Source organism: Enterococcus sp. DIV1283b, from assembly GCF_051710965.1.
Taxonomy (GTDB): domain Bacteria; phylum Bacillota; class Bacilli; order Lactobacillales; family Enterococcaceae; genus Enterococcus_B; species Enterococcus_B lactis.
This window is the reverse complement of the sequence record NZ_JBIOLR010000001.1, coordinates 425,359-451,260: the sequence shown is the minus strand read 5'-3', so window position 1 is coordinate 451,260 and position 25,902 is coordinate 425,359. Positions and strand designations below refer to the sequence as shown.

Here is a 25,902-nt window from a genome sequence, read left to right as displayed (position 1 = left end):
TTGTTTAAAATAGCAAAATGTTCTTGTTTCTTCTATAAATGATGTTCAAAAGCTTTCATCTACGACAATAAGTCCTTTCAAATGAAAAATATGAGGAGCTGTTTTTTGAAATTGCTCCTTGTGACTCAGAGTGAAACGGCAGACTCACAACCGCTGATTTCACAACCTCTGTTTTTATTCATTCGATTTCAACGCATCAATCATATCGATATGCTTTAATTTGAAATGGGTAACAATCATCACAATAACCGTGAATACGATGGTTAATCCTGCTGATAAAACATAAGCCCACCATGTAATCACTAGTGGAAAGATGACATTCTCCATAGATGCTTGTTGTAAGATAAAGTCAGTCAATACATATCCTACACCAAATCCTCCAATGATCCCTAAGAGAGTAAAGATGATATTTTCTCGAACAATATACATCGTGACTTCTTTATCAAAAAATCCAAGGACTTTTATCGTAGATAATTCGCGTACACGTTCGGAAATATTGATATTAGTTAGATTATACAAGACGATAAAAGCCAGCAATCCTGACAATACGACAAAGATTAATACAACCGAGTCTAAGTTCGCCATTGATTCTTCTTGCGTTTCGATTTGTTTGGACATGAAAGACGTATTTGTCACGGCGTCTGTAGCAAGCAGTTTCTCGGAAAGCATTTCTTCTTCTTTCGTTGTCATCTTATCTGTACGCAGCAAAAATGCATTATCCGTCATCGATTGATCGGTCACTGAAGCATAATATTCAGGGGACAGATAAATAAAGCTGCCTAGATAGTTTTTCACGATTTCTTTTACTTCGACTTTCCATTCTTTTTGATTTTCATCATAAAGCGACATATGATCTCCTGTAGATAAGTCAAATAGTTCTGCTGCTTTTTGCGTAATAGCGATTCCTGCTTTAGGTAAGGAACGTGGGTTCTCTTCAAGATCTGTTAAATGGATAAAACGATCAAAATCAGCTGTTTTACTCGGTACAATCACTGTCAGACTTTGCGAAGCATGCCCTTTTTTTCTCAATTCTACGGTTTGAGTATGAATAGCTAGGATCTCATTTACTTTTTCTTGCTGCTGCAACATATCCGCTGCTTTTTGATGATTCTCTTCCGTGGATGAATCTAATGTAACGATTGCTTGATAGTCAATGATTGGTCCAAATTGTTTGGCTGAGACAGAACTTAGAGAATCTTTCAATCCCACGCCCGCAACCATCAGACCGGCACAGCCAGCAATTCCGATAATCGCCATAAGCATTCTTGACTTGTATCGGAAGAGATTTCGATAACTGATTTTTTGATTAAAGCTAAGGCGTGACCACAGCGGAGTGATGTATTCAAGAAAAATACGTTTCCCTGGCTTCGGTGCTTTCGGCTGAAGCAATGCAGCAGGCCGTTCTCTTAGATCTTTGAACAAAACAATCATTGCAGCGCCAAATGCGGCAATGAAGAATGCGGCAGCTGCTTGTAAAATCGGTGGCCAGTCATAAAAAACAAGGGCACTCCCGATGTCATATCGCTCGTTAGATAGTTCAAAAATGATCCTTGGTAAAAGATTCGTTCCTAATATCGTTCCTAAAACAATGCCTATTCCTGAAGCTAGACTTGCATAGATTGCATATTTTTTTGCGATTTCAACTTTCGTATAACCTAACGCCTTCAATGTTCCGATTTCCCTGCGGTTTTCTTCTACCATACGCGTCATTGTCGTAAAGGTGATCAATGCGGCAATAAAGAAAAAGAAGACAGGAAAAACATTGGCGATTGCTGCGATACGTTCAGCCAGATCACCAAATTCTTGAAACCCGACATTTTCTGAACGTTCATTGTATAGGTATGATGGTTTAGTTAAATTTTCAATTTTTTCTGCATTTTCGTTCCACTCTTCCTCCGCAGAAGCTAGTTCTCTTTCTTTCTCAACTAACTGCCTTTCTTGATCAGCGAGTTGAGCTTCTTGTTGAGACAAAGTTTGTACAGCGATTGTCCGTTGCGCTTCAGGAAGCTGCTGGATAGCTGCTGACTGCTGCGCTAACTGTTTTTTAGCATCTTCTAACTGTGTTCTTCCCTGTGCTATTTGTGCTTTGCCTTCTGTTATTTTTTGCTGTGCTGGTTCTAATTCTTCGTTTGCCGATTTTTTCAGCTCTTCTAAGCGTTCTTCGGGTCGATCTTGTAAATACTTTTCTGCCTTTTCTTGATTTTGCTCCATTTTATCTTTGTAAGCTTTGCTGTACGTATTCAAATTATTTACGTTCGTAAAATCAAGATATAAGACAGAATAAATATCCGTCTTGAAATTGGATTCAGGCAAATAGACAAAATAATCAACGCTACCATTTCCGACATTCGCGTATCCTCTCTCCAAATTGTTGATGAACAATGGAGAGCGGACAAATCCAGTGATGGTATACTCTTTTTCTTTCAATTCATCTGAATCAATCTGATAGACATCACCGATTTTATACCCTGCATTCTCCGCTTTTTCATCTAATAAAAGTTGGTTGGGTTTTTCCGGGCGTTTTCCATCAATTAATTGTAGCTTGTTCTGCCTGCTATTTTTGTTATAAGAAAAGATTTGGATCACTTCATTTTTGCCAGTATTGGAATAATAGAACTGTTTTCCTGTTTCTACTTTTGCATCTGGGATCTTTTCTGCTTGAGCGATATCTTTTTGTGTCAAACCACCAGTAGAAACGATTTGCAAATCAGAAAGTCCTGCTGTCCCAACATAGTGATCCATCGTTTTTTGCATGACAGGTCCAGCAGTTTTGACACCTACGAATAAAAGTGTTCCTAGCATGACAATGAGGATGATTGCAATGAACCGCCCTTTAGATTGCCGGATTTCGCGAAAACCTGCTTTAAGATATGTTTTTGTTTTCATAAAATCCCCCTACCATACAATCTCATCAATAGATGAAGGATGCTCATTCAATTCAACTGACCTTACTTTCGCATCATTGATGTGGATGACTCTGTCAGCGATGGGCGCTAAAGCAGAATTATGTGTAATGATCAAAACAGTATTGCCATGTTGTCTGCTAGCATTTTGCAATAATTTCAATACTTGCTTTCCTGTTTCAAAATCCAGTGCACCTGTCGGCTCATCACATAAAAGCAATTTAGGGTTTTTGGCTAATGCTCGAGCAATGGAAACCCTCTGCTGTTCGCCTCCTGATAATTGGGACGGAAAGTTATTCAATCGATGAGCTAGGCCCACTTGCGTCAATACTTCTACAGGATCAAGCGCATCAGGGGAAACTTCCGTTGCCAATTCCACATTTTCTTTTGCTGTTAGATTAGGAACGAGATTGTAGAATTGGAAGACGAACCCTACATCTGTTCGTCGGTAAGCAGTAAGCTGCTTGTCTGAAAATTGTGCAATATCTGTGTTATCAATAATGATCTGCCCCTCATCAGGTGTGTCCATCCCACCTAAAATATTAAGAATCGTTGACTTTCCCGCTCCACTAGGGCCAAGTATAATCACTAATTCGCCTTTTTCAATTGAAAAAGAAATATCGTCATTTGCTATAATGGTCGTTTCTCCCATCTTGTATCGTTTGTATTCATTTTTTACTTCGACATACTTCACTCTGATTCCTCCATTTTCACGATATTTCTCGCTATATCTATGCATCGAATGCGTTTTCTCACACTTATTTATTTTACCATTGAATTTCTCTAGACTAAAGAAAGGAATCCTTTATTTAGTTGACAAATAAACGATTTATGATTTACTTACATAAAAAACATTGTTATTTGAAAGAAGGAACATCATGAATGATTTAAAGAAAAATATGATTTTTGATTTATCAAAAACTGCTTTTGTCGCGATCGACATGCAAAAAGGGATCGTAAATAACGGTACACTCTCTCCACACACTGCAGCATCTATTCTGACAAACAATGATTTGTTAGCAAGTACATTGAAACGTACCGCTGCCTTGAAAGTTTTAGTGAACGTAGACATCTCCACTTTCCCTTATTTGAGTCAACAAACTGATATGGGTGGAATGACTGCTTCTGTACCTCCAGAATTCACTGATTTACTTTTGAAGGATTCTTTGAAAGATACAGATAATATGTTGACTATCACAAAATACAATCCAAGTGCTTTTTTTGGTACTTCTCTTGATCTTCAACTTCGCCGTCGTGGAATCGAGACCATCATTTTAAGCGGTGTAGCGACAACAAACGGTGTATATGCTACTGCATTAGATGCCTTTCAACACGGGTACCATATCGTGCTTGCTGAAGATGCTTGCAGTGATCGTGACAAAGAATCGCATCAATTGTTCATAAAAAAGATATTTCCGAAAACTGCACGAGTACGCTCAACGAAACAAATAATCGAAGCGATCCAACAAAGCAAATAAGTACTGGCATATGTGATTTCCATTTACTTCTTTTTGATTTCATGGGAAAATAACCACAGGATTTAGATAGGAGTATGAACATGGTGAAAAAAAAGATCACAATCAAAGAAGTCGCTAAACTTTCCGGCGTTTCAATCACAACCGTCTCCTTGATATTAAATGGAAATACGGAGAAATTCAGTCCGAAAACCGTTCAGAAAGTTTTAGCTGCTAAAGAAGAATTAGGTTATCAACCTGATTATTTTGCTAGACAAATGATTACCAAGGAAACGAAAACGATTGGCGTACTCGTTCCTGATATCACGAATCCATTCTTCAGTACATTGATGCGAGGAATTGAAGATATCTTGTACAATCAGAACTTCGTCACGATATTATGTAATGCTGATTCTGATCATCAAAAAGAAATCGAGTACCTAGCCGAGCTCACACGTCGAGGTGTGGATGGATTCATTATCGCGACTTCTGCTGTCTCTACAGATGCAATCAACGAAAATTTAAAAAAACAAGGCCGGCCCTTCATTGTTTTGGATCAAAAAAAATCTGAAGGATTTAGTGATGCCGTACGAACAGACGATTTTCGCGGTGGTTACCTGGCAGGTATGCACCTGCTTAGTCTAGGACATCAAACGATTGCCCTTGTCTATCCTGAAAATCTTCCGGAAAATGTCCACGCTCGGATTGATGGGTTTAAATCTGCTCTTGATGTTTACCAAATCCCTCACGACCGACTGATCCTCTTGCCTACACAGTTCTCAAAACAAGGCGGCTACCAAATCACGGCAAAACTTCTTGATTCTGCTGCAACTGGTGTGTTTGCTTTAAATGATGAATTAGCTTTTGGATTATATCGCGGATTAGAGGAAGCTGGAAAAAGCATCCCAGAAGACTATAGCATTATTGGCTATGATAATATAGATATGTGCGAATATATCAAGCCAAAACTGACGACGATTGCACAACCAATCTTCGAATTGGGGCAAACATCTGCCCAATTATTGTTAGATCGAATCCAATTCCCAGAAAAAGAGTGGGAAGAAAAACGGCTACCTGTACGACTAGAAAAAAGATTTTCGACTGCACCCTTGAAATAGCTTTCAAGGTGTGCTATATTTTTATCGAACTATTAAAACGTTTTACTAAAACGTTTTAAAAAATAATTCTTCCCATCAAAATAAATGAGATAGTTGGAGGTTTGTGAAATGAACACGGTTACAGTAATTGGAAGTATTAATATGGACACTACCCTTCGTTTAACCAAAATGCCAAAACCAGGAGAAACGATGCATGCACATGAGATTTTTCACGCTGGCGGAGGCAAAGGTGCCAACCAAGCAGTGGCAGCCAAACGTTCAGGCGCACGAACATCTTTTATTGGAGGTGTTGGAACTGACAGTGAAGGACAGCAATTGTTGGATCTACTGACGAAAGAAAACATCGATACATCTGGAATTGCTGAAATCGAGGGCGCCGCAACCGGACAAGCAATGATTATGGTGGACGCAGCAGGAGAAAACAGTATCTTGATTCATGCAGGCGCAAATAATGCTTTCCATGAACAAGAAGTCCGAAAGAACAAAGAATTGATTACAAACAGTGACTTTATTATTGCTCAATTCGAAAGTAGTTTAGATGCGACGATCCTAGCTTTTTCTATTGCAAAAGACGCAGGAAAAACAACGATCCTGAATCCTGCACCAGCTAGAGAAACCATTCCTACTGAACTACTCGAAAAGACAGATATCATTATACCAAATGAGACAGAAACAGAAATTATTACAGGAATCAGAGTTACAGACCATGACAGTTTGGTCGCAGCAGCTGAAAAAATGCATGAATTAGGCATTGGAACAGTAATCATTACATTGGGCAGTGTCGGTGCTTTCTACCACACAAAAAAAGAACACGGTATTGTCCCTGCTTTTAAAGTAGATGCTGTCGATACGACAGCCGCAGGTGATACATTTATTGGGGCATTGAGCAGCACACTTCAGCCAGACCTTGGTAACTTGAAAGAAGCGATCCTTTATGGAAATCTAGCCTCTTCTATTGCCGTACAGTCTTATGGTGCGCAACCTTCTATCCCTTACCGTGAAGCTTTAGAACAATCAGCAGTCATAAATTAACAACGAAAGGAAGAAACAAACATGAAAAAAGGAAAAGTCATCAATTCAGATATTTCACGAGTAATCGCACAAATGGGACACTTTGACAAATTAAGTATCGGGGATGCAGGCATGCCTGTTCCCTTTGGTACTGAAAAAATAGATTTAGCTGTTTCAAACGGACTTCCAAGCTTTTTATCTGTTTTAGAAAACGTTTTAGAAGAACTTGAAGTACAATCCATTGAATTGGCGGAAGAAATAAAGACAATGAATCCGGAAATATTGGAAAAAATCAAATTCCTGTTACCAGATACACCGATTAGCTTTATCCCACATGAAGAAATGAAAAAAGATTTGAATAACTGCCATGCATTTATTCGTACAGGCGAGATGACACCTTATGCCAATATTATCTTAGTGAGTGGAGTGGTCTTCTAATGGAAACGACAATGAATCCTGAACAGATGGTACTGTCCGAGCAGATTCATATGCTGATTGATCAGTTAGGAGGAAAGGACAATATTGATTCTGTCCTCCCATGTGCGACTCGGCTTCGTATCAAATTACAAAAACAGCCAGCAGCAAATGTAGAAAAATTAAAGCAGCAAATCCCTTCCATCAAATATTTCATTTTACTCGATAGATATGCAGAAGTAATTATGGATCAGGGATTGGCTCCTGCTTATAAGGAATTGACACGTCAAATCGATCATACAGCTCCGAAAGAAAAGCTAAATCCGATCGAAAAACTATTTGGTTTGATATCGGAAATCTTTACGCCAATCATTCCCCTATTTGCCGGTTCTGGTATATTAAAAGGTCTGGTTGTTTTAGCGACTACGATTGGCTGGCTTAGTGAAACGAGCGGGACTTATCATATTTTGTCTGCTGCGTCGAATGCTGTCTTTTATTTTCTGCCAATCTTTCTCGCTTTTTCTGCCGCCAAAACGTTCAAAGTGAATGGATATATCGCGGCTGTCATTGCTGCAGCGCTGATTGAGCCAAATTTGACCTCTTTACTTTCAGATAGTGGTAAAGCAGCTACTGATTTTCTGGGGATTCCTGTAGTGCTGATGCAGTACACCTCTACTGTCATGCCGGCGATTTTAGGTATTTTCTTTTATTCTTTTGTCGAAAGATTCCTTAAAAAATATATTCGTGAAAACATGCAATTAGTATTTGTACCTTTACTTTCATTAGTCATCACGGTTCCTTTGACATTAATGGTCTTCGGACCTGCCGGTGTTTATCTTGGTGAAGGTTTAGCTGCAGCAATTACTTGGATGATGGATATTAACGGTCCGATCAGTGGAGCAATCATCGCTGGAGGCTGGAATATTTTGGTGATATTTGGTATCCAATGGGCTGTAAATCCTGTCATGATCAGCAATATCTCAGCTTATGGGTTCGACCGTATCGTTCCGTTGACAGGAGCAGCTAATTTTGGAATGGCTGGTGCAGCTTTAGGGGTATTCCTCCGAAGTAAACGTTCAAAGACACGTTCGATTTCTGGTTCTGCTTTCGCTTCGATTTTACTTGCGGGAGTGACCGAGCCTACTGTTTACGGAATCGCGATTCCATTGAAAAAACCATTTGTTGCTGCTTGCATCGGTGCAGCTGCTGGTGGAGCTGTCATGGGATTTGCTCAAGTGAAAGCGATCGCTTTTGTATTTGGTAGCCTGACCACATTGCCAGCCTTTATTTCCGGTACTTTTTTCTGGTACTTAGCAGGATTGGCTGTTAGTCTAGTCGTGGCAATGATCACCACCCTTGTTAGCGGGTTTGATGAAGACTTAATGTCGTACGAATAATGAACGAAAAAAGACTGAAGTGTGAGATGCTTATCACATATTTCAGTCTTTTTCTTTTTTAGGATCGTTATTTTTATAAATTTTTTGTGATACTCTCCAATCTTTGGTATAATTTACATATGCATGACCATTTTTATCCCCACTTGTTTATCCCCAAACAAAGATGGCTTATGCAATAAAATGAACATCAAACCACAACGAATGACTGCTCGTTGCTTTTTTACAACTTGTTTTATTTAGAATACACAAGCAGATTCATAGAAAGAAAAAGCTTTTCGACACGATTATCTGTTCAATCGAATAACTTATGAATGCTGAATAAAACAGAAAATCAATGAAAGGAAAAGGACTAGTTTATTATGAAAAACAAAAAAACGATGCGTTTGCTAGCTGCTACTTGGCTGATTGCTCCTACTGTTTTGTCGACTAATGCCGTATTTGCTGTAGATAATCAAACAACCGATCAAACAGTCACAACAGGTACATCTACTTCCAGCTCAGCTACTAGCGAAACAACGGATTCTTCTACAGAAGGCACAACCGGAACAACTGACTCATCAACAGAATCGACCGAACCAACTGATCCGGCTGATCCATCAGAAAATGAAAAGCCAGCCGAGACATATACCCTTACGATTGCTCCTTCTTTGATTGGGAAGATTCAACTAACTGCTTCGTCAGAGGATACCGCTGAACAGCAACCTTTGAATATCACAGAAAGCGGAACGGTAGAAGGTTTATCAGCAGGAATGAAGGTGACTTACACTATTACGCCAGCTGAAGGTGAACAAATTGCTTCAGTCGCTGTGAATGGTGCTAAAGAAGTGAACTATGAGGCAAAGACTTTTACAGTAGGTACGAACAATTTATCTATTACTGCAGAATTTGAACCTGTACCGGATACTTCAACAGAGGAACCAACTGATCCTAGTGAAGAAGTCCCTAGTACACCAGATCCGGAAACGCCAAATAAACCAGATGAGGGTAATAACAACAATAGCAACAATAACAACAATAATAATGGTTCAAATAATTCAAACAATAATAACAATAATTCGAACAGCGGGAATTCTTCGAATCAAACAAACCCATCTGGATCGAATAACAATGGAAATACTCAGAGAGAACCAAACCATCCAAACAATGGTTCATCGAATGGCGGAACGAACAATGCTTCGTCTCGTCCAAATACAGCAAATCAAAGCGGTATAGAGAATCCATCTTCTGTTTCTTCTGATTTTGTTGTAAAATCACCAATTGATGCTGTATTGCCTACAAATGCAACGAATGTCCAACAAGCAATCGTTCGAGAAGCATTCAAGCATCTTGGAAAACCATACGTATGGGGAGCAAAAGGTCCAAATACTTTTGACTGTTCTGGTTTGACTTATTACGTATATATGAAAGCAACCGGTCATTATATCGGTGGCTGGACAGGCGAACAGCAATATGCAGGTACGCAGATTCCAGTAAGTCAGGCCCAACCTGGCGATCTCGTCTTCTGGGGACCTTCTTCCGGTGTTACTCACCATGTAGGTATCTATATTGGGAACGGACAATTTATCCATGCGCCCCAACCAGGAGATAAAGTTCGAGTAACTTCTATTTCAGATTTCACGCCTGATTTTGCTGTCCGAGTAAACTTAGCAGGTTTACCTGCTGCTTCAGGTTCGCTGACAGGCGGCTCATCTATTTTAGATGGATTAGATGGCTCGTTCCATTTCAGTCAAAACCAAACAACTGATCAGTTCTTGAAAAAGATTGCAGATGATGCACAGGAAATCGGCCAAAAAGAAGGAATCTACGCATCAGTCATGATGGCTCAAGCTATCCTTGAAAGTGGATCTGGAAACAGCTTATTATCAAGCGAACCAAATCATAACCTTTTTGGTATCAAAGGATCGTATAAAGGAAGCAGCGTGACCTTCAATACACTTGAACAAGATAGTTCCGGACAAAGCTACCAAATCCGCGCACAATTCCGTAAGTATCCTTCTTACAAGGAAAGTTTGGAAGACTATGCCGACTTGATCAAAAATGGACTGACTGGCAATCCTGATTTCTACAAACCAACTTGGAAGTCGGAAACAAAAGACTACAAAGAAGCAACCAAATATTTGGAAGGACGTTATGCTACAGATCGCCAATATTCACAAAAATTGAATGCGATCATCGAAGCGTACGACCTGACAAAATATGATGAACCGAAAAAAGAAGCAGCAACAACTGAAGAAGCAAACGCTGAAATCCTCAATATGTCTAAGCGATTCGATGTGCCAATCAAATGGACAACAGATGGCGTGCCAATCACAGGATTAGAATTTTCAACGATAAAACGCGTCAACAATGCTTCTTCCATCTTCCGTGTCGCTTCAATCTGGGATTTGTGGAACACGTTCACGGCAAGACAGATACCAGAAACAACTACTCGTACAGTTAAAGCTGCAACTGTTCCTGTACTAACTTTGTTAAGTTTAGACAAATCATTCTGGCTTGATCTGCCTTTAAAGAAATAGAATAAATAAAAAAGGGCGTGTGACAGTGTCACATCCCCTTTTTTAATTTATTCTATTTCTTTATATTTATTTATTTTGTATTCCGTTACAAATTCGCGTACTTGGTTAGGTTCCAGAGTGACATCTCCAAAGCTTTCAAGCCGCTCCGCACCTGGCAATTCTTGAGTCTCAAATGTGATACCGCCATGATCTACTAATTTCTTCCCACGCATTTCTGGCCCATCTTCTCCAAAATTTGCGGTAAAAATCACGATTCCCGAAGCATCTGTTTTTACTTGGATTGACACTTTTTCATCAGGGCTTATCAATTCCGCTGCCTTTAGCAGATCGGGTTGTTTTTTCAATAAAAATGGATGATCGATACCGCCTACCATCATTGATTGGCGAAAATCACTGGCGAATACCTCACCTAATTTTTTAGGATGTTGAAAGTCAAATACTGTACCGCTTACTGAAACCACTTCTCCTGTAGGCGTCGTATCTTTATTGAGCGTAGCGAATAATCGGCTGTTCAACCAAAGCGTATGTTCGTCGATTGGCTGTGCTGGATCACCAGTTAAATTGAAATAAACATGATTCGTCGGATTGAATACCGTTTTCCGGTCACTGATCCCTTGGACTGTCACTCGCCATGTATCATCATTCGTCAGTGTATACCGTACTTCTACGTCTAACGTGCCAGGAAATCCATTTTCCATGTCTGGACTAGTCTGATAGAAAATGACCGAGTCTTCGTTTTCACCATTAATAACTGTATAATGCCACTGCTTGGCTTCAAAGCTAGGTGCACCGCCATGTAAACAATGGCCAGTATCTGGGTCTGTTTTTACTTTGAATGTTTCATCATCTAATTTGAATGTGCCATTCGTGATCCGTCCAGCCATACGTCCGATTGAAGCTCCGATATAAGGATCTTTTTCCAGATATTCTTTTGTTTCATCAAATCCTAAAACCAACTCTCGTTTTTCATTATCGATCATTGTTTGAAAATGGACGACTCGTGCACCTAGATCACTTACAGACAAAGATGTCCCATTTTGATTCGTGATCGTAATCAAGTGATAATTTCCGCCAAAATTTTGTTCATTGATTTCCATGTTACTTGCACCCTCTTTTCTTTCATTTGTACTGATTCCAGTATACATGGAAACCGTTTTCTTAACAGCTTATTCCGTGAGTAACGAGAAAAAATTTACTATATTCTAATAAAAGACCGCGAAAAAAGGTTGTGACAATATTTTTGTCACAACCTCTTTTTCCGAACAAACGGTGTTCAAAAGCTTGCATCTGCGGTAATAAGCCCAACTTAACGAAAAATAGGAGGAGCTATTTTTGCTTGGCTGTTCTTATTACTTGATGCAGGACAGCTTTTTCACACCCTCTTTTTCAATACGATTCCAGTATACAACCATGTCGTCAGTACATAGTAGATGAAATACAATACGAAGAAGATCGTAAATGGCACCCAAATATCTTTGTATGGATTTTGCATGAATAGACCAAACATTTGTAATCCGAATAAGACATGGACTACACCTAAGATTCCTGGTGCTAAGAATAACACACCTACTTCTCTACGGATCGATTGTTTAAGCAATCCGCGTCGTGTTCCTATCTTTTCAAGCATTTCATAACGAGCGATGTCACTCTTGCTTCCTGACAAGATCTTGAACATCAGACAGCTAGCAAGCATAGTCAAGAAAGCTAAACCTAAGAAGAATCCCATAAATTCAAAACCAGAGAATAGACTGTTGTATACTTCATACATTTCATACTTCTGGTTGCTGTACTCTACTTTTTGCAAAGATGGATTATTTGTTTTATTTTGTGTAGCAAGTGCTTTGATTGGTTCCAAGTTTGCTTGGAAGTCTTTTACCTGAACTAGCTGTAAAGTGGATTGCGGCAAGTTCAGTTGATCAAATTCTGTTTGACTGACTACCTTGATTTCTTTTTCTTGCTGTTCCGGCAATTCATAGCTTCGAAGCTCGTCTTGTACAGTCAGTTCATTCATTTTTTCAGCAGGAACTTTTTCTTTCGTGATCTTCGGCGGTGTTCCATCTTCATGTTTTATCATGACTAATGGTTGAGCTGCAAATTCACTTGCATTATAGTAAATCGTTCCCGCATCTTCTTTTTGAGTATAAGAAGCAGAAAGTGTTGGTGAAAGTTCTTTGATTTTTTGCTGATCTTCTGCCCGAGGATTATTCATCACTAGATCATACCCAGAATTATTTTCTGTCAAGTCTGCAATTTCATTTTTAAAACCTAATCCTACCGTCAAAGCGCCCAGTGCTAAGGCAAACAGCATAGCAACCATGGAGAGCATTTGTGTATATTCACGAATACGAAAACTTAACTGTGACAATGTGAAATTGTTCAATTTCTTCAACGAAATCTGTTCTGATTTCTTTAGTAATGATAAAAAGAAAATGATCACAGAATGGAAAATGAAATAAGTTCCCAATACGATCGTAACTAAGGCTACTCCTATACCAAAAACTTGATAGGTGCCCACGTGCTTCATCATATAATAACCGCAGCCTAGAAAAGCAATCCCTAGTACTACTTCAAGGAAGAACAAGAATTTATGCTGCTTGATTCTTGTTGGTGTCTGATCCGCACGAATTAATGCTAAAATCGGTTTTTTGACAATTGAAAAAGCATTGACAATAGCTGCTAATAAAAACAAAATAGCAAAAAACAAAACGGTGATCAACAATCCATGAATGCTAAAAGGTGTAAAATGCGAAATATTGATATCTAACTGATCCACTAATAATTGGTGGACAATACTTGTCAATCCTACACCGACAGCTGAACCCACTAAAGTAGCCGCGATTCCTACTAAGAATGTTTCAGAAAAAATCATCTGTGCGATTTTTCTGCCTTTTGCTCCTAGCATCATAAACATTGCATAATCTTTTTGCCGCATCGTCATCAAAAAAGAATTCGCATATAAAATATAAACGAAGGTAATGATCCCTAGCAAAACAGAACCGAATCGGAAAATGATAACTGTAGCTGCAACGATCGTATTACTTTTCAAAAAGGCTTCGTTGCTCGCCATTGATTCAAACATGTAAAAAATAGCAGATGCCATAACTAATCCTGAGAATAATACCAAGTAATCTCTTAAACGGCTCTTGATCCCAGTAAGTGATAATTTCCAAAGCATAGTCAATCTCCCCCTACTGTTCCAAGTTTCCAAGAATAGATAGTATTTCCCGATAGAAGGAATCCCGGCTTTGCTCTCCACGTTTCACTTCTTGATGGATACCGCCATCCTTGATGAATAAAATACGTTGGCAATAACTTGCAGAAAACGGATCATGCGTCACTAGAAGAATCGATACATGATCTTTTGTATTCAATTCATCCATCGTATCTAAAAGATCCCGGGCACTTTTAGAATCCAGCGCACCTGTAGGCTCATCGCCTAATAAAATCGTTGGTTGGGTAATCAATGCACGTGCAGCAGCGACCCGTTGTTTTTGTCCACCGGAAATCTCAGAAGGATAGCTTTCCAAAATATGAGCAATCGATAAACGTTCTGCAATTTTTTGGACACGTTGCTTGATTTCTTTTGGTCTGACACCTTGTAAAGAAAGAGGAACAGCGATATTTTCTTGTGCTGTCAAACTTTCTAATAAATTGAAATCTTGGAAAATAAAGCCGATTTCATTCGCACGAAAATCTGCTAGTTGATTTCCTTTTAATGTCGTCACATCTTTTTGATTGATTCGAATATGCCCATCTGTTGGTTTATCTAATGTGGATAAAATATTCAAAAGCGTTGATTTACCAGAACCAGAAGCGCCCATGATCCCAATAAATTCACCTTTTTCTACATCGAAGCTGATGCCGCTTAATGCTTGCGTCTTTTTCTCATTGTTTTTCCCGTATACTTTTGTTACATTCTGAACTTCGACTATTTTGTTCATTTCTTTCCCTACCCTTTAATTAGTTTTTCCAGTGCTGTTTTCGGCACATCTTTTTTTTCGACTTCTTCATATGAAGTGACACCTTTCTTTTTGTTCCAGGTGATTTTTAAATATGCTCCTTTACGAAGCGGTCGAGTCAATTGCCCATTGAAATCTAGTTCTTTTTCCTTACCCTCTTTCGTATAACCAGGCAGGATATATCTATAGTTGACTGTTTCTTGTCCAGTGTCTGCTTTGGATACTGTTTTTGCACCATCTGTCGTAATCTGTACATAGTATTCTTCTCCGCCCATCACTACGTAATCTGCGATTTTCACCCCTGCAAGTGCCACAACGATGAAAACAAGTAGTCCGATCAGAAGTTTTTTCACTTTTTCCCCTTCTCTCTTACTTTATATATTGATTATAGAAAAAAACGAACAATTCTGCCTTCGAATCATCTATCATTCTTCTTTCAATTTTGTCATTTTCTTTAAACAACTAAAAAAGAGTTCAAGACAATAATCCGTCCTAAACTCCTTCTTCCTATCTTAAAAAAAGTATGTCACTTACGGTCTTTCATGTCGCCTGTATTGATAACAGGTTGCGTTCCTTTGTCTGTAATGATTGAGACAAGTAAATTGTTGATTAATTGGACTTTCCGATCATCGGTGAAATTGATTTCTTGTCCTTCTTCGATTTGCTCCAAAGCCATTTGAGTGATCGTGACAGCTCCTTCAACAATGGTTTGTCGAGCAGACAAAATAGCTCTTGCTTGTTGACGTTGCAGCATGGCACTAGCGATTTCTGTTGCATAGGCTAAATGGTTCAAACGTGTTTCGATTACTTCGACACCTGCTACTGCTAAACGCTCTTGCAACTCCTTTTTCAACTCGTCAGACACTGCCGTAGTGTTTCCTCGAAGCGTCAAATCATCATCATTGAAGGTATCATACGGATATTGGCTAGCGATATGCCGGATGGCTGTCTCACTTTGGATTTCTACAAAATCTTGATAATACGCTACATCGAATAATGCCTTTGCTGTATCAATGACTTTAAACACGACTACCGCTGAGATTTCGATGGGGTTTCCGTCTAAATCATTGACTTTTAAAACAGAACTGTTGAAATTCCGAACTTTCAACGAAACAGTCATTTTTTGTGCCAAAGGGATCGTAAGGAAAAAGCCATTTTCCCGGATCGTACCTAAATATTGTCCAAAAAACAAAATCACTTTTGCTTGATTAGGGCTGACTACAGTTGCCGAACTTAGCAACAGTAACGCGATCAGCCAAAGAAAAATACTTAAAAATAGTGCCCAAACTTTCGCTTGCCACATGCCTAAATAGAAGAAAAATAAACCAACTAAAGCTAATACGACCAAACCGACAATTCCTGCATAACCATTGATATAAATTGCTCTTTTTTCTCTCATTCTACTTTCTGCGCTCCTTTATCCTTCAATAAATATATAGTGTTGCTTTTTAATCCTTTTTTCGAATTCGCGCCATTGCACCTTCTAGTTCCAAATCTTTGTCTTCAGTGATGTACCAACCGCTTGCCTGTGTTCCTCCGGCTGCTTGCGGCAAATAATCCAATCTTGTTCGAACCCAGTGTTTTTCTTCTGTAAAATAGTCTTCTACCAAGATTTCTAGATCCATCCCTGCTGAAAGAGGCAAATCTTCCCGAACAGATTTAAAGATAAATCGTTCCTTCTCCCCATCATACTTCAATATTCCTGTATCGATAATCGGTAAAGAATAATAGTCCAGTTCTTTCTTCACCGTCAATAAATGTTTGAAAACTTCATGGTACACTTGCTCTAATTGACGACCTTCTGAATTGTTCGGATAGTTGACCATCACTTTTTCTTTATCTGGATCATAGAAGGTTTGACTTAGTTGAGTGATATAAGTATGTAATCTTTCCATTTCTGTTTTTAACTTTTCTCTTTGACCTTCTTCTGCCTTCATATACTTTTTCACCCTGTTTTCTTTATAGATATGTTCTTACTTATTTTACTATAGTTATGTGTGTTAAGCGATGAAAAACAGCAAAGATCCTTCCGATCTTTGCTGTTTTTTCTTAAAATATCCAGTTGATTGCTCGATCAATCTGTTTCATTGTCCTCTTGATCTGTCGTGATATTGATAGAAGTGTCTTTGGCAGTGATCTTCAGCCGTTTCTGTCCTTGCTCTAACAACGTATTTGTTATTGGCTGGTAGTCTTTTTCAATATGAGATTCACCAGATGTTTGGAGAGTATAGCCACTGTTTTCCATCTCATGCAAAGATAAATTACTACTGTTTAAAGTAACTTTTCCTTCTTTGCTGACCAAACTGTCTTCTAGATGTAAATTGCTGCTTTCTCCTATGACGGTCAAGTTATCCACCTTGACTTCATCTAAACGAAGAGAACCTAATTCATCTTTCGCCGTTATTGTTCCTCCCGTAAATTCATTGAATGATACCCAACCATCGTGTGTCGTAGTATTCACTTTTTTGATCGATACTTCGTTGATGTCGATCGCACTATTATTCCCTTCGATCGTCAATTCAGATAATTCCTGATCTGCAGGGACAACAATAGTGATTTGTGCACTGGTGTCTTCCAAACTAATAATCGCACCTTCTGATTTTTTGACCGCATTCACGGTCAATACACCATTTTCCTCCTTTATTTCTGGCTTTTCTGTCTTATCGTAGGTCGTTTTTATCTCAAAATCCAATCCGCGTATAACTGACACGGTTTGATGTTCTGCATGGATGACGATTTTGTTTGCCTCTTTGATTTTTTTCGTCTCCGTCACCATATCGATCAATCGAGGGCCATTATCCCAAGTCAGACTCTTTTGAGCACCTAATGTATAAGTTGCACCTGCTAGGAGTCCGCCAGTAACCATCAGGATAATACCGGTAATCAAAAAATGTTTTAATCTCATTTATCTGTCCTCCTTCAAACGCCCGCTGAATGCAGATCTCTTTTTGTAATAAAACGCCGTCCCATCCATTTAACAAAGTTCATCATGACATAAAAAAGCCCTTTTGTTCCTTTCAGCAACAGTGGCGAAATAAATACTGCGCTTCCCGTGGCGAACAGACCGACACCGATAAAGAACAACCCACTCAGAATCGATTGACCAAACACACTGATTCCTGAGATGATCATGAATAAGCCAATACCTAAGATACTGATACATAGGACATAGATACTAAAAATGAGCGCTAGCAAAGCAATCAATAGTCCCCCAATAACCAATATAAACCCCAATGCTAGTGGAATGAGGACAGGAGAAGCAAATAAACCGATAATAATCAACCAAATCAGACGCATTTGTCTTTTTGGACTTCTCACTAACTCGTCTTCTGCTTGTTCTTCTTCTGAAAAGTAACTGATTTTTAATTTTAAAGCAAACTGCTTTGGTGTACCATATTCATCAATGACCTGATCTAATGTTTTTCCGGAATCTAAAAAATATTCCTCATAATATTGGATCAAATCAAAACGATCGTCTTCAGGAATTTCTTGAAGATGATCCACAACTTCATTCAAATAATCATTCATTTGTGCTCTCCTCCAATAACCGGTCTAAAGAATCTCGAAAAACAATCCATTCATCAATAATTTCTTCTAAATGACGACTTCCTATTGGTGTCAACGAGTAATATCGACGGTTCCTGCCTTCAAAAGGTTCATCATAGGTCTCAAGATACCCTTCTTTTTTCAATCTTCTCAAAACCGGATACAGTGTAGATTCACTGACTGAGAGACTTTCTTGTACGATTTTTGTTAAGGCATAACCATACATATCTTCTTTGCTTAATGCTGCTAACACAGTGCCATCAAGAAGAACAGTTGGAATCTGGATGTGCATTACGTCACCTTCTATTCTCAAGTGTAATATTTTATTCCAATCTATATTATACAACATATAATATAGTTTCAAAATCAGTTTGTCAAATACAAAAAAACTGACTAAAAGGTTTGATCCCTTTTAGTCAGCAAAAAATGGCTTCTCTTTGATTATTATTATAACAGTGGCATGATCCAATTCGTCCACATCCAACTTAGTGGCATAATAACGATCATCGCTGGTATCATGTCAGCTACTGGGAACATTTTCACGTTGATCATTCTAAAACCGGTAGCAACCATCAAGAATCCACCGCAAGCTTTAAAGTCTAAGATCATATCTGGTGTAGTCAATGGATAAATAAATTTTGCTAATAAGAATAAGATATAAAAAATAATGAATTGGGGAATCGCTACTACAGAAACGACATATCCTAAATTACATGCAAAAATTGCTGCTGTGAAAAAATCAAGAACAGATTTAGAAATCAAAATCGTACTGTCTCCAGTCATCCCAGAATCTAAGCTTCCATAAATCCCCGTACCACTTGCACAAAATAAAACAATGACCGTCACTAATGTGCTGATAAATTCATCGTGGGTCATACCAAGCTTTTCGCTAGGGAAGATTTGAGAAATAGGTACCTGCATCAATGCAGCACCCTTGTTTATCCCATTACCTAAATGAACAATCAGTCCAATCGCTGTTCCTATCACCAAAGCAAAAATAACAGCTGGCATATTTTTCATTGGCGCAATGGAATAAATCCCCATCCCCATCGAACACACGCCAAAAACCATCGTCAGCTGCGCTTTAAAGTGTTCGCTTAATTTATTTCCTACTAATCCGCCAATTAGTCCGCCAAGCAAAACGGAACCTACATTGATCAAAACTCCAGTTGGCATCAAAAAAACTCCTCTCTTTCTCTACAAAGCGAAAATTATTACAGAAAATTTTCTGCAATCATTGCTTTCACTGCAAGAAAGATTGTACCAGACAGAGTAGGTTACACCAATTCATTTTTTGTGTTAAGGTATTCTTTATTGGAATAAGTAGGAGGAATATGATGGATATCCGTAAATTTGAAGTTTTTCTTGATTTAGCCGAAACAATGAATTTCACCAAAACTGCTGAACGACAATTCACCACCCAAGGAAACATTTCTAAACAGATTCTTTCGTTAGAAACAGAATTAGACGTCAAATTATTCGAACGTGCCCATAGAAAAATCGAGTTGACCGAAGCTGGAAGCTTGTTGCTCCCTTATGTAAAAAATGTCGTAGAACAATACCATGCCATGCAAGAAGTGCTTGAAACCTATACGCAAGAAAACAATCTTTCATTAAATATCTTAACGATACCAACCATGATCAATTACCAAGGCTTTTCCAAAATTACCGAATTTTTGAAACGCCATCCTGAATTTACGGTCCAGTTGAAAGAAGTGGAAAGTATCGAACTGACTTATGACGATACAAATGAACATAGTGATACGATCCACTTTGCCAGAAGCTTCCAGGCCCCACCAAGTTCGATTGAGTGGCTACCTACTGAAACAGACGATTTTGTAGCAGTTCTGCCTAAAACCCATCCTTTAGCTGCTAAAAAGAAATTGGATCTAAGTGAACTGAAAAAGGAGAATTTTTTGGTTCTTGGCCCTACTACGAACTTGTATCAACCTGTGCTGGACTTGTGTCGCGAAGCTGGATTTGAACCGAGAATCTCTTATAAAGGATCAAGGATCGACTTGATCATCAATATGATTGCAAATGACATGGGGATTGCTATTGTTATGGAAAAAACAGTCAAAAATCTGTTAAAAGAAAATACTGTGATCCTCCCCATCTCTCCAACAAAAGAAAGTTATCTCGCATTTACGCGTAAAATCGGTGAACATTCTTTGGCTTCAGACACATTTTGGGAGTATTTGAGACAAGAAGAGAACTAAGCCCTTCATTTTCTGTCTATCTATCCATCCAAAAAGAGAGCGACTTATGACTTTCGCTCTCTTTCTTGCATCATGTCCTTGTTTCAATGACACATCTATCATTTCTCGTAGTTCAATAGGAAAGCAGCGATTTTATGCCTAAAGAACAGTAAGAACAAGCCACTAAATACAAAAAAATTGTCTAAAGAAAAATCTCCATCACCTACTCCTGCCCAAAATAGACCAAACACAAAAATCACACTTGATAAAATGGATTGAGCCCTCATCCCTGTTGCCATACTGCTGTAGGAACAAGTAAATTTGTTGTTTTATTTCTAGAAAGTCTAACAATAATCCCTCTGTCAAGATTAATTCTTTCTGCAATAATAATGGTAACCGCTGCGGCAATTATTGAAACTCCAATCCCAGGAAACAATGCAGCAACTGCTGCAGCCCCTCCAGAAAGAGCCAATTTTGCTGTAAAACTGCTCATATACAAATATTTTAAATCATTACTCATAGTAATTAGTCTATTTACACCAGCTCTTGTCTGAATTGATTGATAGGCTTCTTGCAATTCCTGACGTGTCCATATTAATTCTGGGTTATAACCTAATTTTTTTGCATGTTCAACCACATCTTTAGCTGTGACGTTATCAATTTTTTCAATGTCTTCTTGAGAGATATCTTCAGATTTAACTGTGCCTTCTTCTTTAATAACTTGACTTTCAGCAAAAACAGGCATATTTTGCAAACCCACCGAGCTAAAGACAATAAACGACAAACCAGCTACAAAATATTTTTTCATGGAAGACTCCTAATTGTTTTTTTATTTTTATTTCCTATTTTTTCCAGTCTTTATAAAAACCCTTCTTCACAAAATTGTTCCTGCCCGCCTTCATTGTTCGTATTGCAAATAAGTACATTAACTTTTCCTTTTTCTTCTTCAACAGCCCTCCTTTTTCCTTTTCACAAGAAAATCATAGCATTTAATTTGATAAATAATAAAAATAAATAATAAAAAAACGTTTTAGATTCATAAACGTTAAATAACTAATCATATAAAAAATATTCATAATATAAAGGGTTAAACACAAATAAAATAACTTTTATTTTCAAAAAAAAAAAAAAAAAAACCTCTAAAAACCTTCAATAGAATTTTTAGGGGTTTTATTCTTTTTCCTATTGTTTACTTAACCGTATCATTGCTGTCGTTCCTACTCCTTCGATACTGCTATAATCAATACGTCCATCATGCAGTTCTAGAATTTTTTTGACCAGTGAAAGTCCTAGCCCATTCCCAGAAATTTGACGACTTGTATCTCCTTGATAAAATTTTTCAAACATTCGATCTCTGGTCTCTTCATTCATTCCTACACCTGAATCGGTCACTTCCAGTACAATCTCTGTGGCTGTCTCAAATAGTTTGATATGAATCTGTCCATTGACTTGATTGTACTTTATGGCGTTATCCATGATATTCAACCACACTTGGTACAAAAACTCTTCATTGCCTGTGTAATTTACTGCAGCAAGTTCGATATCCAATTCTAGCTGTTCTTTCTCCCATTTAGGCTGCAAAAAAACGATTACTTCTCGAATTTGTTCATCTAATCGGTACTCTTTCTTTTCCAGTTGGATACGCTGGTTTTCCAGTTTGTTCAATTTTAAGATGTTCTCTGTTAATTGTGAAAGCTGCGTGATACTTTCGATAATCCGATATAAAAATATTTGGCGTTCTTCGTCAGAGAGATTTGGGGCTTGTAACAATTGTACATATCCTTGGATCGTTGCTAATGGTGTTTTGAATTCATGGGATACACTGGACACAAAATCATTCCTCAATGTTTCGATACTATTGAGTTCTTGGACCATAACATTGAAATCTTTATACAGTTGCTGTACTTCTGCTACTTTCTGCTGTTCATCCATTCGAATCGAAAAATCTCCCGTTGCTACTAGACTCATATTTGTCCCTAGTGCACTGATTGGATGCAGAATACGCCGCCCAACAAAAATCGATATTCCTGTACCCACGACCATACTGAACCCTGCAAAGACGAATAACGGGTATAGCGTTGGTTTTCCAGCCGATTCAGCAGGTGAGATAGAATGTCGAGACAATAAGAAAATAAAACCGAGAAAACACAGCAGTGTCACTAAGATCGAAATGAAGACGATACTAGCAAAATAGATCCATAATTGTGAAAATAGCTTTTTTTTCATCTTTAAATAACCGCCTTATAGCCTAGTCCCCGTACTGTCATGATTTGAAAATCTTCCGTCTTTTCAAAACGGGTCCTTAAACGTTTGATATGTACATCGATCGTTCGTTCTTCTGTATTCGTATCTAATCCCCAAATATCATCCATCAACTGTTGGCGAGTGAAGATCTTGTTGGGATAAGACAGTAATTTATACAGAAGCAGAAATTCTTTTTGAGGCAGAATCAACGAATGCTGATCTTGTAACACTGTATAAGTATCCAGCTCTAATTTTGTTTGTCCGATTATCAAGCTACTGCTGTAATTGATCTTTGAACGTCGAAGCAATGCTTCCACACGTAGGATCATCTCATTGACATCGATGGGTTTTGTCATATAATCATCTGCCCCTAATTTGAACCCGCGTTTCTTATCCTCAAAATCGGTCTTTGCCGTAATCATTAGAACAGGTGTGTCAAATCTGGTGCTACGTAATGAGTCTAGCAAGTCATAGCCATCCATTTTCGGCATCATGATATCTGTAATGATCAATTCTATACGTGTCGTTTCTAGTTTTTTCAGCGCATCCTCTCCATTCAGTGCAGTGATAACTGAAAAGCCCGCTCGTTCCAACACAGAACGGTAAAGCAACTGTAATTGCGGATCATCTTCTACTATTAAAATACGATTCATTGTTCTCCCTCTGTTTTTTGAAAAATTTCTAGATTTTTTCTTGCAGTTCATCTTCAGTTAACATTTATTTCGTATACTACGATTATTGTTCTGATATACTTATTAGTATACCGAATATTTCAATACGGGAGAAGGGTGATTATGCTTCAATTAAAAGATATAAAAAAATATTATAAAGTCGGCGAAACCACCACTAAAGCATTGGATGGTGTGTCTGTCGCTTTCAGACAAAAAGAATTCGTAGCGATTTTAGGTCCTAGTGGTTCTGGTAAAACGACTATGCTGAATGTGATTGGTGGACTAGATAATTATGATTCCGGTGATATGGTGATCAACGGAAAGTCTACTAAAGACTTCAAGGACAGCGACTGGGATGCCTACCGAAACAATTCTATCGGGTTCATTTTCCAAAGTTACAACTTGATTGGTCATTTAGGCATTATTGAAAATGTTGAACTTGGGATGACATTAAGTGGTGTTTCTAAAGACGAAAAACGAAAACGGGCAGAAGATGCCTTGCATCGGGTCGGCTTGACAGATCATATGCACAAAAAGCCAAATCAGCTATCTGGTGGACAAATGCAGCGGGTAGCAATCGCTCGAGCACTAGCCAATGATCCAGATATCCTTTTGTGTGATGAGCCAACCGGAGCTTTAGATACAGAAACAAGTATTCAGATCATGGAACTGATCCAAGAGTTATCGAAAGAAAAATTAGTAATCATGGTCACACATAATCCTGAACTGGCCAATCAATATGCAGACCGGATCATTGAATTTTCTGATGGTAAGATCTTAACGGATTCCCATCCTCACATCGAACGACCAAAGGATGATCAATTTAACCTACGCAGAACGAAGATGAGTTTTTGGACAGCGTTGAAGCTTTCTTTCAACAATATCCGAACAAAAAAAGGACGTACTTTCTTGACTTCCTTTGCTTCCAGTATCGGGATCATCGGAATCGCGATCGTCCTTTCCCTTTCTTCTGGTTTCCAAAAGCAGATCGATAACACGCAAGCTGAAACGATGGCGAAATTTCCGATCACTATTTCTAAGGTAACAACTAACCAGACTCGTGACGATGCTGGATTGGGTGCAAGCAAAGCAGAGTATCCAGACAGCAAAACGATCACAGCAAAAGTCAGCGAAGAAGACAAAGCACAGCATACGAATAAAATCGATCAAACATATGTCGATTATGTAACAGACATCGATCCTAATTTAAGTAATAATATTGGGTTTACTCGTACAACAGGAATCAATCTTTTACGTGATGTAAATGGCAAAGTACAGCCTGTCAGCTTCTCGAATCAAAACCCTGATACGGAATCTCTTTCCTTGTCTAGTACGATGTCAGCAATGACAGGTGTGGGAGTGTCAAGTTTCCCTACACAGCTTGACACTAGCAAAGAAAACTTTTTAAAAGACAATTATTCTTTACTTGCCGGAAGTTATCCAGCCTCAGCAACAGATGTCGTGCTGATCGTAGACGGCAACAATAATACTAATATCAATGCATTGAAAAATCTTGGATTTGATGTGAAGGAAGACGAAAAACTTGATTTCGATGATATCGTCGGTACAACATTCAAGTTAGTAAACAACAATACTTACTATACAAAACTTCCAACTGGGAATTTCATTCCTAATACAGATTATGATTCGATGTACCAGAATTCTTCAGATGAATTGAAGATTTCAGGAATCCTACGCGTGAAGTCTTCTTCTACAATGAATCTCTTATCGCCAGGAATCGCTTATAGTGATCAATTAACGACTCAAATCGTCAATGAGAACAAAGAATCAGAAATCGTCAAAGCCCAAAAAGACAGTGATGTAAATGTCTTAACTACTGAAAAAGTTGACGAAAATACCAAACAAACATTGCTTAGTTATTTAGGTGGAGACAGCTTGCCTTCAAGTATCATGATTTATCCGAACAATTTTGAAGACAAAGAAAAAATCTTGGACTATTTAGATGATTACAATAAAGGCAAATCAGATGAAGATAAAATCATTTATACTGATTTAGCTGGAACGATGACTGAACTGACTGGCGGATTGATGGATGCTATCACTTATGTCCTCATTGCTTTTGCAGGGATCTCTTTAGTAACAAGTATGATCATGATCAGTATCATTACTTATACATCTGTGATTGAACGGACAAAAGAAATCGGTGTACTAAAAGCTTTAGGTGCACGGAAAAAAGACATCACTCGCGTATTTGACGCAGAAACGTGTATTTTAGGTATTTCTTCTGGGATACTAGGTGTGTTTATTGCCTGGCTAGCTACATTCCCTATCAATAGCATCTTGTACAGCATGACGGATCTAAAAAATGTTGCGCAACTAAATCCTGTCCATGCGATCATTCTAGTGATTGTCTCTACTGTATTGACGATGCTTGGCGGTCATCTTCCTGCACGAATGGCAGCGAAAAAAGACGCCGCTATCGCTTTGCGTGCAGAATAAAGCTATTCGTT

General features: G+C 38.4%; 23 protein-coding genes. 8 read left to right on the top strand and 15 right to left on the bottom strand.

The window, feature by feature from the left end:
* Window positions 1–174: 174 nt before the first annotated feature.
* Together IGJ53_RS02150 and IGJ53_RS02145 are read right to left on the bottom strand one after the other, a co-directional pair.
* Window positions 175–2,886 (bottom strand): FtsX-like permease family protein, encoded by a 2,712-nt coding sequence (locus tag IGJ53_RS02150; protein WP_010731927.1) that lies wholly within the window; start codon window positions 2,884–2,886, stop codon window positions 175–177.
* 9 nt (window positions 2,887–2,895) lie between these two features.
* Window positions 2,896–3,597: an ABC transporter ATP-binding protein gene (locus IGJ53_RS02145; protein WP_010731926.1), complete on the bottom strand. Its 702-nt coding sequence runs from the start codon at window positions 3,595–3,597 to the stop codon at window positions 2,896–2,898.
* Window positions 3,598–3,781: 184 nt separating this feature from the next.
* On the opposite strand from IGJ53_RS02145, the gene IGJ53_RS02140 reads away from it, so the two are divergent.
* The 6 genes from IGJ53_RS02140 (at window position 3,782) to IGJ53_RS02115 (ending at window position 10,813) form a co-directional block, all read left to right on the top strand.
* A complete protein-coding gene (locus IGJ53_RS02140; protein ID WP_259742427.1) occupies window positions 3,782–4,381 on the top strand; it encodes an isochorismatase family protein in 600 nt (199 codons plus the stop codon).
* Between the two features lie 80 nt (window positions 4,382–4,461).
* Window positions 4,462–5,475 carry a ribose utilization transcriptional repressor RbsR gene (rbsR, locus tag IGJ53_RS02135; protein WP_010731924.1) on the top strand — a complete coding sequence of 338 codons (1,014 nt, stop codon included), beginning with the start codon at window positions 4,462–4,464 and terminating at the stop codon, window positions 5,473–5,475.
* A gap of 108 nt (window positions 5,476–5,583) precedes the next feature.
* Window positions 5,584–6,507 carry a ribokinase gene (gene rbsK / locus IGJ53_RS02130; protein ID WP_010731923.1) on the top strand — a complete coding sequence of 308 codons (924 nt, stop codon included), beginning with the start codon at window positions 5,584–5,586 and terminating at the stop codon, window positions 6,505–6,507.
* Between the two features lie 21 nt (window positions 6,508–6,528).
* Window positions 6,529–6,924, top strand: a complete 396-nt coding sequence (rbsD, locus tag IGJ53_RS02125) for a D-ribose pyranase (protein ID WP_002373273.1) — start codon at window positions 6,529–6,531, stop codon at window positions 6,922–6,924.
* Window positions 6,924–8,297 (top strand): PTS transporter subunit EIIC, encoded by a 1,374-nt coding sequence (locus tag IGJ53_RS02120; RefSeq protein ID WP_010731922.1) that lies wholly within the window; start codon window positions 6,924–6,926, stop codon window positions 8,295–8,297. Before rbsD ends, IGJ53_RS02120 begins: the two co-directional genes overlap by 1 nt.
* A 359-nt stretch (window positions 8,298–8,656) precedes the next feature.
* Window positions 8,657–10,813, top strand: a complete 2,157-nt coding sequence (locus tag IGJ53_RS02115) for a glucosaminidase domain-containing protein (protein ID WP_259742428.1) — start codon at window positions 8,657–8,659, stop codon at window positions 10,811–10,813.
* 47 nt (window positions 10,814–10,860) lie between these two features.
* Here IGJ53_RS02115 and IGJ53_RS02110 read toward each other — a convergent pair whose 3' ends face one another.
* The 10 genes from IGJ53_RS02110 to IGJ53_RS02065 all read right to left on the bottom strand — a co-directional run bounded on the left by IGJ53_RS02110 (window position 10,861) and on the right by IGJ53_RS02065 (window position 19,494).
* The gene (locus IGJ53_RS02110) at window positions 10,861–11,910 is read right to left on the bottom strand and encodes an aldose epimerase family protein (protein WP_438749429.1); all 1,050 of its coding nucleotides are present in this window, start codon (window positions 11,908–11,910) and stop codon (window positions 10,861–10,863) included.
* Between the two features lie 275 nt (window positions 11,911–12,185).
* Window positions 12,186–13,988 carry an FtsX-like permease family protein gene (locus IGJ53_RS02105; RefSeq protein WP_010731919.1) on the bottom strand — a complete coding sequence of 601 codons (1,803 nt, stop codon included), beginning with the start codon at window positions 13,986–13,988 and terminating at the stop codon, window positions 12,186–12,188.
* 13 nt (window positions 13,989–14,001) lie between these two features.
* Entirely contained in the window at window positions 14,002–14,754 is a 753-nt protein-coding gene (locus IGJ53_RS02100; RefSeq protein ID WP_002373278.1) for an ABC transporter ATP-binding protein, read from the bottom strand.
* 8 nt (window positions 14,755–14,762) lie between these two features.
* On the bottom strand, window positions 14,763–15,125 hold the full coding sequence (locus IGJ53_RS02095; protein WP_002373280.1) for a YxeA family protein: 363 nt from the start codon (window positions 15,123–15,125) through the stop codon (window positions 14,763–14,765).
* A gap of 173 nt (window positions 15,126–15,298) precedes the next feature.
* On the bottom strand, window positions 15,299–16,171 hold the full coding sequence (locus tag IGJ53_RS02090; protein WP_002293231.1) for an SPFH domain-containing protein: 873 nt from the start codon (window positions 16,169–16,171) through the stop codon (window positions 15,299–15,301).
* A 49-nt stretch (window positions 16,172–16,220) separates the two neighbouring features.
* On the bottom strand, window positions 16,221–16,709 hold the full coding sequence (locus tag IGJ53_RS02085; RefSeq protein ID WP_002293229.1) for a DUF5348 domain-containing protein: 489 nt from the start codon (window positions 16,707–16,709) through the stop codon (window positions 16,221–16,223).
* A gap of 137 nt (window positions 16,710–16,846) precedes the next feature.
* Entirely contained in the window at window positions 16,847–17,677 is an 831-nt protein-coding gene (locus tag IGJ53_RS02080; protein ID WP_010731917.1) for a DUF4097 family beta strand repeat-containing protein, read from the bottom strand.
* 14 nt (window positions 17,678–17,691) lie between these two features.
* On the bottom strand, window positions 17,692–18,300 hold the full coding sequence (locus IGJ53_RS02075; protein WP_002373283.1) for a DUF1700 domain-containing protein: 609 nt from the start codon (window positions 18,298–18,300) through the stop codon (window positions 17,692–17,694).
* The gene (locus IGJ53_RS02070) at window positions 18,293–18,610 is read right to left on the bottom strand and encodes a PadR family transcriptional regulator (protein WP_002293224.1); all 318 of its coding nucleotides are present in this window, start codon (window positions 18,608–18,610) and stop codon (window positions 18,293–18,295) included. Before IGJ53_RS02070 ends, IGJ53_RS02075 begins: the two co-directional genes overlap by 8 nt.
* A 155-nt stretch (window positions 18,611–18,765) precedes the next feature.
* Entirely contained in the window at window positions 18,766–19,494 is a 729-nt protein-coding gene (locus tag IGJ53_RS02065; protein WP_010731916.1) for a DUF554 domain-containing protein, read from the bottom strand.
* A gap of 161 nt (window positions 19,495–19,655) precedes the next feature.
* Here IGJ53_RS02065 and IGJ53_RS02060 point away from each other — a divergent pair, with 161 nt between their 5' ends.
* Complete coding sequence (locus tag IGJ53_RS02060) at window positions 19,656–20,537, top strand: LysR family transcriptional regulator (RefSeq protein ID WP_010731915.1); 882 nt, start codon at window positions 19,656–19,658, stop codon at window positions 20,535–20,537.
* 262 nt (window positions 20,538–20,799) lie between these two features.
* Here IGJ53_RS02060 and IGJ53_RS02055 read toward each other — a convergent pair whose 3' ends face one another.
* The 3 genes from IGJ53_RS02055 to IGJ53_RS02045 form a co-directional block, all read right to left on the bottom strand.
* On the bottom strand, window positions 20,800–21,324 hold the full coding sequence (locus tag IGJ53_RS02055; RefSeq protein ID WP_259742431.1) for a hypothetical protein: 525 nt from the start codon (window positions 21,322–21,324) through the stop codon (window positions 20,800–20,802).
* Window positions 21,325–21,698: 374 nt separating this feature from the next.
* Entirely contained in the window at window positions 21,699–22,742 is a 1,044-nt protein-coding gene (locus IGJ53_RS02050; protein WP_002373288.1) for a HAMP domain-containing sensor histidine kinase, read from the bottom strand.
* Between the two features lie 2 nt (window positions 22,743–22,744).
* Window positions 22,745–23,413, bottom strand: coding sequence for a response regulator transcription factor (locus IGJ53_RS02045; protein WP_010731912.1), 669 nt, complete (start codon window positions 23,411–23,413; stop codon window positions 22,745–22,747).
* A gap of 141 nt (window positions 23,414–23,554) precedes the next feature.
* Here IGJ53_RS02045 and IGJ53_RS02040 point away from each other — a divergent pair, with 141 nt between their 5' ends.
* Complete coding sequence (locus tag IGJ53_RS02040; protein WP_010731911.1) at window positions 23,555–25,891, top strand: ABC transporter ATP-binding protein/permease; 2,337 nt, start codon at window positions 23,555–23,557, stop codon at window positions 25,889–25,891.
* The last annotated feature ends 11 nt before the right edge of the window (window positions 25,892–25,902 follow it).